General features: G+C 39.5%; 9 protein-coding genes and 2 pseudogenes. 1 reads left to right on the top strand and 10 read right to left on the bottom strand.

Features of this window, described 5'->3' with window-relative positions; all coding sequences use genetic code 11:
- Positions 1–169 precede the first annotated feature (169 nt).
- The 7 genes and pseudogenes from BMG01_RS09670 to BMG01_RS09640 form a co-directional block, all read right to left on the bottom strand.
- Positions 170–385 (bottom strand): annotated as a pseudogene (locus BMG01_RS09670) (YitT family protein); the annotation flags it as partial.
- Positions 386–404: 19 nt separating this feature from the next.
- Positions 405–773 (bottom strand): DUF956 family protein, encoded by a 369-nt coding sequence (locus BMG01_RS09665; RefSeq protein ID WP_004910236.1) that lies wholly within the window; start codon positions 771–773, stop codon positions 405–407.
- 71 nt (positions 774–844) lie between these two features.
- A complete protein-coding gene (locus tag BMG01_RS09660) occupies positions 845–1,759 on the bottom strand; it encodes a PTS system mannose/fructose/sorbose family transporter subunit IID (RefSeq protein ID WP_004910234.1) in 915 nt (304 codons plus the stop codon).
- 14 nt (positions 1,760–1,773) lie between these two features.
- Positions 1,774–2,589: a PTS mannose/fructose/sorbose transporter subunit IIC gene (locus BMG01_RS09655; protein WP_004910233.1), complete on the bottom strand. Its 816-nt coding sequence runs from the start codon at positions 2,587–2,589 to the stop codon at positions 1,774–1,776.
- Between the two features lie 34 nt (positions 2,590–2,623).
- A complete protein-coding gene (locus BMG01_RS09650) occupies positions 2,624–3,571 on the bottom strand; it encodes a mannose/fructose/sorbose PTS transporter subunit IIA (protein WP_004910230.1) in 948 nt (315 codons plus the stop codon).
- 202 nt (positions 3,572–3,773) lie between these two features.
- Positions 3,774–4,730: a type I phosphomannose isomerase catalytic subunit gene (locus BMG01_RS09645; protein ID WP_004910226.1), complete on the bottom strand. Its 957-nt coding sequence runs from the start codon at positions 4,728–4,730 to the stop codon at positions 3,774–3,776.
- Positions 4,731–4,765: 35 nt separating this feature from the next.
- The gene (locus BMG01_RS09640) at positions 4,766–5,506 is read right to left on the bottom strand and encodes a nitroreductase family protein (protein ID WP_004910224.1); all 741 of its coding nucleotides are present in this window, start codon (positions 5,504–5,506) and stop codon (positions 4,766–4,768) included.
- A gap of 103 nt (positions 5,507–5,609) precedes the next feature.
- Here BMG01_RS09640 and BMG01_RS09635 point away from each other — a divergent pair, with 103 nt between their 5' ends.
- On the top strand, positions 5,610–6,092 hold the full coding sequence (locus BMG01_RS09635; protein ID WP_004910221.1) for an aromatic acid exporter family protein: 483 nt from the start codon (positions 5,610–5,612) through the stop codon (positions 6,090–6,092).
- Here BMG01_RS09635 and BMG01_RS09630 read toward each other — a convergent pair.
- The 3 genes and pseudogenes from BMG01_RS09630 to BMG01_RS09620 form a co-directional block, all read right to left on the bottom strand.
- Entirely contained in the window at positions 6,089–6,907 is an 819-nt protein-coding gene (locus BMG01_RS09630; protein ID WP_004910218.1) for an HAD-IIB family hydrolase, read from the bottom strand. The two genes, BMG01_RS09635 and BMG01_RS09630, sit on opposite strands and share 4 nt — an antisense overlap.
- Before the next feature lie 141 nt (positions 6,908–7,048).
- Positions 7,049–7,735, bottom strand: a pseudogene (locus BMG01_RS09625) (IS30 family transposase); the annotation flags it as partial.
- A gap of 409 nt (positions 7,736–8,144) precedes the next feature.
- Positions 8,145–8,711: IS3 family transposase (locus BMG01_RS09620; RefSeq protein WP_143472294.1), on the bottom strand; the 567-nt coding region annotated here is incomplete at its 5' end.

Raw genomic sequence — 8,711 nt, 5'->3', positions numbered from 1 at the left:
TTATAAGCCTAACATTTTGCAAAACCAATGTGAAGACATCGGTTTATTTTAGTAGTGCTTGATGACCAATTGCAGCATCATAAAAAGAAGCTAAATGCCTTGAAACACTTGACTTCTGGTAGAAAAAGTCATCGTATAATTACCTCGATAATTATCATACCACACAACAAATTGCTGACAAAACAATCATGATGATATTAACTACTAATACCGTAATGGCGCGATCGACGCCGGTTAATTCATTGACCAAAATGGCAAATCCCGTGGCGCCACCGGCAGCAACCTTTGCAGGTGCATAGAAAAAATTAATGCTAACAGCCACAATTTCTAAGGCCAGAATAATCGTAAAATATCGTATAATTTTACTTTTTTGTAATTGCTTCATTTAGTGTCCTACTGACGTCTCAAACGTCCTTCCGTTTCTTAAAGCGTGCTAACACACTACGCCATAGCGTCGGTTGGCGCAACACTTTTTGATCCCCAAGGTGTTCTCTCATAACTTTGAGCACCTTACCAGATTCCTTTGCCGAAAAATCAAAATTACCACTGTCGGTGGTTACCCTGAAACGACGCCCAATATGATTCTTGCTGACTTGTGCATAAACAGCTTTAACATTAGTCCACGGAATTTGGATGTAATCAGCGACATTATTTTCATTAAAAAATTCGAAAGCTTGATCGCCAATTAAAAAGTGTCCGTACTTTGCACCCATACCTAGATAAGAAATACCCTGAGTTGTTAATTCTGCTGTCTTGTTTAAAGATTGTACCATAATCTACTCCATTAAACGTATGTACTGACAAAAGTGCTCGTCAATAAGGCGAGCACTTTTTGTCAAAATTTTTACATGATGTGGAAGGCATGCATTGCGATACCAAAGATAAAGATACCAATGATCATCACGATTGGTGATACCTTTTTCTTCAACAACCACATTGCTAAGAAAGTCAATAGCAATCCCATCAATCCAGGAATCAAACTATCTAAATTAGCTTGCAAAGTGTTAGGGACAACCTTTGTCAATGACAAACCTGATGCTTGTTCACCTAAAATCTTTTGCAACTGCTCACCAGAAACTGGTCCGTTAGGGAAGTTGATATAAGCACCCTTTGCTAACTTTTTAGCAGGCAATTCTAGGACAAACTTAATTGATACCCAACGCTCAACCAGTACAGCCAAGATGAACATACCAAGAATTGAAGCACCCTTAGTAATGTCTTTCAACAAACCACCAGACAAATCTTGTGTAATAGCACTTCCAGCTTTGTAACCGAATTCTTGCGTATACCACAAGAATGCCATACGAATAACGTTCCACAAAACGAAGAACAAGATAGGACCAAGAATATTACCACTCATGGCAAGTGAAGCGCCTAAGGCACCGAGAATTGGTCGTACAGTAAACCAGAAGACTGGATCACCTATTCCGGCCAAAGGTCCCATCATACCAACCTTAACACCTTGAATCGCAGTATCATCAATTGGTGCACCATTGGCACGTTCTTCTTCCAATGCCAACGTAACACCAATAATTGGTGAGGCAACATAGGGATGTGTGTTAAAGAATTCCAAGTGTCGCTTCAATGCGCTGGCACGGTCTTCTTTTGACTTATATAATTTTTTAATCGCTGGAATCATGGCGTAAGCCCAACCAACGTTTTGCATACGTTCATAGTTCCATGAACCTTGCAAGAACTGTGAGCGCCAAGCAACTGACAAACGATCTTTTTGCGTTAATTCGATTTTTTCTGCAGCCATCATGTTGCTCCTTTCTAGTACTCGTTCAAGATGTCACCGACTGGGTCGTTGCCACCGTTTGAACCGCCGCCGTTTGAACCGCCACCATTACCGCCCATCTTTGATAGGTTGATGTAAATCAAGGCAATCGCGAAACCAATGGCACCAAGAGCAATCAGAGTCAATTGGCTAACAGCGGCCAATGCGAAACCAATGGCGAAGAATGGCCAAACTTCACGCGTAGCCATCATGTTAATTACCAAAGCATAACCAACGGCAACAACCATACCACCACCAATGGCCATACCACCAGTTAACCACTCAGGCATTGAAGTCAAAGCACTCTTAACAGCTGCAGCAGGTACAGCAATCAAAATTGCGGCTGGAATAGCAATACGCAATCCTTGTAGTAGCAAGCCAAACAAGTGAAGCGTTTCAATCGTGCGGAACTTACCTTCTTTGGCAGCCGCATCGGCACCGTGAGTTAAACCAACGGCAATGGTACGAACGACCATTGTTAGGAACAAACCAGCAACAGCCAACGGAATAGCCGTTGCAACGGCAACTGATATCCCTGTTCCAGAGAAGTCGCCACCTTTGACCATAATAATTGAAGATGCAACAGAAGCCAAAGCAACATCAGGCGCCACAGCAGCACCGATGTTAGCCCAACCCAGCGCAATCATTTGCAAGGTTCCACCCAAGATGATACCGGCTGTTAAATGACCTGTAACCAAGCCAATCAAAGTCGCTGATACTAGTGGCTGATGAATCTGAAATTGATCCAAAATACCTTCCAAACCTGCAAAGAAGGCAATGATTACGACTAAAATTATCGCAATAGTAGACACATTTAGACACCTTTCTTAATTAAACATTTTAATGTTATTTAACATTTGCTTTCTTGATCAAATCAAACAAGTTCGCCTTACTGTCATTTGGGACCTTACGGACATCAAATTCGACACCTAAATCACGTAACTTTTCGAAAGCAGCAACGTCAGTTTTATCCATTGACAAAACCTTGTTAACCATTGTTTTTCCTTCTGAGTGTGCCATAGAACCGACGTTAAGTGACTTCAATGGTACACCGCCTTCAACAGCCCTTAAGACATCTTCCACTGTTTCAAACAAGAGGAATGCATCAACACCACCAAAACGATCATCTTTGGCAACTTCAATCATTTTGCTGACTGGTACAATATTTGCTTGAACACCATTAGGCGCAGCTTGTTGGATTAGGCTCTTACGTAGCTCATCTTTGGCAACTGCATCAGAGACAACAATAATACGGTTTGCCTTTGAATCAGGCGTCCAAGCAGTAGCAACTTGTCCATGCAATAAACGCGTATCCAAACGAGCCAACTTAATATTAATGTGACCCTCTTTAAGGCCAACTGTCGACTTTTCTTTGCTTGCAGCTGGTGCAGCTTCTTGGAACTCTGGCACAGACTTAACTCCCTCGCGAGCTACCGGCACCAAATACTTCGCCAGATCAGCAGCTTTTGTTTGACTCAAACGTCCACCATAAGCCTCAATTAGCATTGGCAAGTTCAAACCTGACACAATGGCCATGTTATCTGGGTTTTGCTTTTGAATCAAACTGGCACGATTAAAGGGTGAACCGCCCCATAAATCAACCAAGAATAGTACTTCGTCATCATTGTTGAACTTCGACAATGCTTCTTGGTAGTGCCGATCCAAATCATCGGGTCCTTCATTAGGTAAGAATGTCACAACTTCAACGTTTTCTTGTTCACCGAAAATCATTGATCCTGACATCAAAATGCCTTTTGCAAAGTCCCCATGGCTGGCAATAATTAAATTAACCATTTAGGAAATCTCCTTCTCAATAAATTGTTTACTTTAATGATTATAGCGAAATGAAACCATTTTGTAAACGCTTACACAATAACAATTTAGTTATTGTTTACAAGTCATATTATAATGTATCAGAACAAAAAAGTAAACGCTTTCATATTTGTTTACAAAAAAGTAGAATAACTTTCATAAAATCCTTTCAACATGTTTACATTTAAAATCGTTGATCTGGGTTATCGTCTGTTGTGACGAAGCTTTTAATGATTGTCATGTCACCGTCTAATGCGTAAGATATGGATTCATCATCAAAAAGAATAAAACTATCACCTTTTTTAACAGCAGTCTGGTTAACACGACCAGCACCATCTATTACTGTAAATAATTCATAATGATGTGCCAAATTAAACTGCGATAAACCTCGAACAGATAATTTCTCAACAGTAAACTTCACAGAGGTTACCAATCGCGTCACAATCGTTTGATCCACAATAGTGGTTGTTTGCTTTAAAACAGGATCATGATGTGGCACAGTAGTAACATCAAGTGCATCTGCAATTTGCAAATCACGCTTTTGTCCTGTCGTGGCATCAACACGGTCAAAGTCATAAAAGCGATACGTTGTATCGGAACTTTGCTGCGTTTCTAAAGCGACAATTCCTGCTCCCAGCGCATGAAAAGTGCCTGCGGGAACATAGAAGAAGTCCCCCTTTTTAACAGGAACAGTTCGAAGCATATGCTCCCAATCTTCTTTTTCAACCATCGCCTTTAGTTCACCACGACTTTGCGCATAATGTCCATAATAAATTTTAGCATTTGGTGTCGCATCTAAAATATACCAGCATTCAGTTTTTCCGTATTTTTCACGTGATTGTTTATCGTTTGGGTGAACTTGAATTGATAAATCTTGGTGTGCATCAAGAATTTTAATTAACAATGGAAAAGCTTCATTTGCCTCATGCCCACCAAAAAGATTAGGATTATCCTGCCATAGTTGCGTTAGTGTTTGTCCAGCAAACGGACCATCCTTGATGGTTGACTCACCATTTTTATGGGCAGCAATAGCCCATGCTTCACCAACATGATCGCCCTTAATAGGAAAATGAAAATTTTTTAAGGCTGTACCACCCCAAATTTTATCGTGTAATGCCGCTTCTAATATTACTAATGTCATTTTGTAACCGCTTTCATTTTATTTTAAATAAAAACTTATTTTAAATTAAAGCCTTTATTCTGAGTGTATTGTGTCAATTCAGATGTATCACGATTGGCTGTTAGCATTCTAACGTTGTTGCTAATCCACGAACGCGTCACACCACGTTGCGCATAATAATCCGTCATGATTTTATCATATCGCATCACTGCTGTAACCATTTGTTCTTGATGATAACCATCTTTCATCAAAACACCATCTAAATCAAGTTTTGGCTTAATACCGGGGTTTTGCGCCGGATAACCAATAGAGAACCCCATAACTGCTTTCACATACTTAGGTAGATTGAGTTCTGATTCATAAAGCTCAAATGCTTTCATGGCGCCAGCCATAGTGACACTACCTAACCCAAGGGATTCCGCTGCTACTTGTGCACGCCCTAACGCAATGCCAGCACTAATGATGCCGCCTTCAAGCACATTATAACGCTGTATATTATTCTCAGCTAACGATTTTTCTTCTGGTGTCAATCCGATGAGGTCCTTATTGTAATCCACTGCTACAACAAAGTAACGCGCAGCAGTTTCAATATATTTCATGCCCACTTGAGCAGTGATTTCTGCCTTTAGCTGCTGTGAAGTAATTTCAATAAAGGTGACCGGTTGATAATTATTCATGTTTGGTCCAGCAACTGCTGCATGAAAAATCTTCTGTACTTGCTCATCTGTGACAGGTTCGTCAGTGAAAGCACGTATCGACATATGTTGATTCAGTAAATCAAGGGTTGGGTTTGACATTTTGTCATTCCTTTCTAAAGCGTGTTTTTGATTGTCTAAACAACCTACCTAGATAGTATCACAAAGTTGTGATAAAATAACAAAATATTCATTGGAGAAATTTATGCAAATAGGAAAATTTCGTTTAGGTTTACGAACACTAAAAACAGCTTTCGCTGTCATGCTCATCATCACATCTTTTTACTTTTTTAATCGGCCGCCATTTGTAGCAGCTTTAGCGGCAGTTTTTGCTTTGCGAGAAAGTTGGGACAAAACCCTTAACTTTGCTAAAGTAAGACTTATCTCAAATACGTTAGGTGGCGGTTTCGCTCTTATTTATTTTATTGTACACGAAGAGACGAATCACGCACCTTGGACTTCGATGATTCTGTTACCATTACTGGTCATTATCGCGATTGTTTTGCTTGACGGCTTCGATTACAACAGTGGTGTAATTGGCGCCATGGCAGCTTTGTTGATGATTTCCTTAAATATTCCATCTGGCGCCACGATCGTCTATGTTTTTGAACGAATTGTGGATACTTTTATTGGTGTCGCTGTTGCTATTTTAATTAATCGCTTTGGATCACCAAAAAACATTAATTAAATCCCTAAATAATTTTCGATTGTTTTCAAAACGCCGTCGTTGACGTTCACGTCAGCGGCTTTTTTTGTCACAGCGTCTTGCATAAATGCCTCAGCGTTAGGCATCACAAAGCCATTCTCATATTTAGTCAACATCTCTAAATCATTGCCATTGTCGCCAAAGACCATCACTTCATCGTCCAGGACATCATAGTAGTCTTGCAGCACTTGCAGTCCTGTTGCCTTGTCAACGCCACGTCCTAAAACATCCACTGAACCAAAACCAGAACCAGTAGCATGTAACTCATTACCAAAAACTTCACGTAGCGCAGCCACATGTTGTTGTACTTCATCATTTGGCCATACAAAAGTGATTTCTAAAATGTGGTCATCCACCGACATTAATTTTTCAACTTGTTTAACGTTTGGATAGAATTGAAACACCATTTTAGCCACAGGGCCAGTGGCATGATTAGAAACATAGGTCGCATTATCGCCAGTCATAATAATAATATTTTCAGCAGATTCTGGATTTTTTGCATTCCAATCAATGACCTTGGCTAATTGTTCTGCTGATAAATGAACTGAATAAAGCTGTTGTTCACTTGTAGCAACAACCGCACCATTTGAGCCAACAAAGTCCAATGCGTATCCTTTGGCAATTGTGGGTGCGAATAATTGTTGCAAATTTTTGACTTGGCGGCCTGAAGCTGCTACGAACTTCATATCTCGTTTCGTCATTTCGGACAATACACGCTCAAATCGTGCTTGATTATACATATCATTAGCAGTTAAAAATGTACCATCCATATCAGAAGCAATTAATTTAATCGGCATTGTTCATCTCCTAGTCGTAAATATAACTTTATTATTATACCATCTCTTGGTATTACTGCAAAACGAGTGACTTTCCCCGACTTTTCCCCAACCAAACAATCACTTCCGATAGCAAGGTGTACATATAGCAGATTGCAAGAATCATCCGAACACCACATGTTGCTGAAAGACTTTTCGTGGTGATTGCCAGTTAAGCGTTTTCATTAGTCTGGCATTAACCCAATGATTAATTTGATCTAATTCTTTCTGACTAATTATTTCAATCTTTCGTTCCTTTGGGATAAAACGCCGGACATATCGATTCAGTACTTCATTACTCCCACGTTCTTCTGGTGAATATGGATGCGCAAAATACAACGGTATGCCTAGCTTTTCTTCTATCTCATCATATTTTGCAAACTCTCTACCGTGGTCGACTGTAATTGATCTAGCATTTTTGATACCCTTAAAGAACCTAATAATAGACAGTGTCACTGCCAGACTATTGCGACCACTGACACGACTCACAATATGTTGTCGGCTCAATCGTTCTGTGATAGTCACTAAAACATCGCCAAGTGTTTTACCAGATTGCATCGTATCCACTTCAAAATGACCAAATTCTTGTCTTAATTGGATTGTTTTTGGTCGTTTTTCAATTGAACGGCCATGGGCAAAAACACTTCTACGGCCGTCAGATTGACGTTTATGTCGAATACCTTTATCCGGTAAATCTGATACCTTAATTTTAAGCAAACCATGATGAATCCAGTTATAGATTGTCTTGAAAGCAATACCCGATACATGAGCAGCCGTTTCTGGTGACCACTTCAACATACCAATGTGATGTGCTCTTATACTAAAAAACTTACTAACATTAAAGGTGAAGATTATTCTCGACGGAGATGATCTTCACCTTTTTTAGATTTATTCTAAAATTGGTAGTGAAACTTAGGTCGTTGGTCCTTTTGACACCAGATGTCGTAGAAAAAAATGGCCATTTCACTGGCTTTACAACACAATTTGATCTTAGTAAGTTAGGCGCTAGACGTCGAGTATAGAAAATTAAATGGTCGTGAGGTTTCAGTGATTGTTTCAAATATTTTTTAAGGAGGTGCTATTATGCACTATGTTATTGGTATTGATGTCTCTAAAGCTACTAGTCAAGTTGCGGTGGCGGTTGATGGTAAGGTAACTCAACATTTCAAGTGCTCATAAGTCAATAATTCGGAATATTTTTTATCTAGGGCTGAACTGATTAGGCAACTTTTATTTTTGGATTGGCAAGACTGATTCTTTCGTTGTTGAACCAATGAATATACTTGGACACATCTAAAATTAGATGTGCAATCGATGGAAACCGGAATTGATAAATCATTTCACGCTTTAATAGGGAGTGAAAACTTTCAATTTTGGCATTATCATATGGATGTCCTAGTTTTGAATACGAATGATCAATTTTATGTCGCTTTAACAAATTTTCAAAGCCAAAACTAGTGAACTGACTGCCCATATCAGTGTGTAAATAATTTGGTTTTTTATCAGTTGACAGCGATCTTTGTAGTGTTGTAACTACCAATTTGGTATCCATCGTGGCACTGATTTGATGGGCTAATATCTTACGCGTTTGTAAATCTAAAACTGACGCTAAATAGACCCACTGACCATTACTCAACTTTAAATAAGTGATGTCCATGCTCCAAGCGTTGGCTTCGGGTAAATGCCTGATTAAGTTGGGACGTTGACGATAATCAACAGTTGTCGTTGGTTTGTTAAATCGACGAGTCATGACAGAGTATATGCCAGCTTCTCGCATTAAACGACG

It is taken from the genome of Leuconostoc sp. BM2 (genome assembly GCF_002095565.1).
GTDB lineage: Bacteria > Bacillota > Bacilli > Lactobacillales > Lactobacillaceae > Leuconostoc > Leuconostoc falkenbergense.
The sequence above is the reverse complement of the archived record's forward strand: the minus strand, read 5'-3'. Positions and strand labels throughout refer to the sequence as shown.